We start from the raw sequence: 1,086 nt of genomic DNA on the forward strand, positions 1-1,086 counted from the left end.
ACCCGAAGGGTGCCCTCCAAAATTTATACATGCAGCCAGATATATGAACAAGAAATTAAAAATATTTTTCTGGGAAACTCATGGAATTATGTTGGGCTTTCTTTAGAAGTTGAAAATCTTGGTGACTATATACAAACATTTGTGGGAAATGTTCCTGTCATTTTAATCCGTGATAGAAAAGGAATATTACGTGTATTTGTAAACCGCTGTCCCCACAGAGGAGCAAAGATTTGCCATAACCCTCAAGGTAATACTAAGCTACTTGTATGTCCTTATCATGAATGGGCATTTAGTTTAGAGGGTAACTTAGTTGGGATGCCTTTTAGGAAAGGTATTAATGGAAAAGGTGGAATGTCTGAATTTTTCCATCCTGAAGAACATGGTTTGCAAGCTCTTAATGTGACTGAGAGACATGGTGTTGTATTTGCTAGTTTCTCATATGATATTGAACCATTTGAAACATATTTAGATCCTGTCATGCTTTCATACTTTGATCGTGTTTGTGATGGCAGGAAACTAAAAGTTGTTGGGAAAATGCAGCATAGAGTTAACTGTAATTGGAAACTTCAAATTGAAAATGTAAAAGATCCATTTCATGCAGCACTTCTGCATTCATTTTTTAAAAACTTCGGTATTTGGCGTTCAGATCAAAAAACTAGTGTAAAAGTTTGTTCTTCTGGCAAAAGCAGTGTATTAGTGTCAACAGCATCTTTCACCAAAGCTGAAATTAAAAAAAATGCAGAGACAAAAACAGAGTTATCACTTTTAGATCCGAGAATCATCGAACATCAGCGTGAATATGACCACGGTACAGGCGCAATTATGACTGTTTTTCCAAATCTCATCCTGCTGCAACAACTTAATTGCTTAGCTATGCGTCATGTTATCCCTGATGGTACAGATCGTTGTATTAAAATTTGGACTTTTTTTGGCTATGAAAATGAATCTGAGGAGTTGACGAAACGGAGATTATTTCAGGCAAACCTACTCGGTCCTTCAGGATTGGTTACCATAGATGATAACGAGATTTTGGCTGTAACCCAAGAAGGAGCTAAAAGCATGCCAGACTCCGAAATCATTTTAGAA

The 1,086-nt window shown here is 36.6% G+C and carries 1 protein-coding gene; it reads left to right on the forward strand.

All coding sequences use genetic code 11. The annotated features are described in order from the left end of the window. Window positions 1-1,086, forward strand: a 1,086-nt coding sequence (locus LGZ98_RS23805) for an aromatic ring-hydroxylating oxygenase subunit alpha (protein WP_262978738.1), incomplete at both ends; no start/stop codon positions are given.

Origin of the sequence: Photorhabdus kayaii (assembly GCF_025384895.1) — a bacterium.
GTDB lineage: Bacteria > Pseudomonadota > Gammaproteobacteria > Enterobacterales > Enterobacteriaceae > Photorhabdus > Photorhabdus kayaii.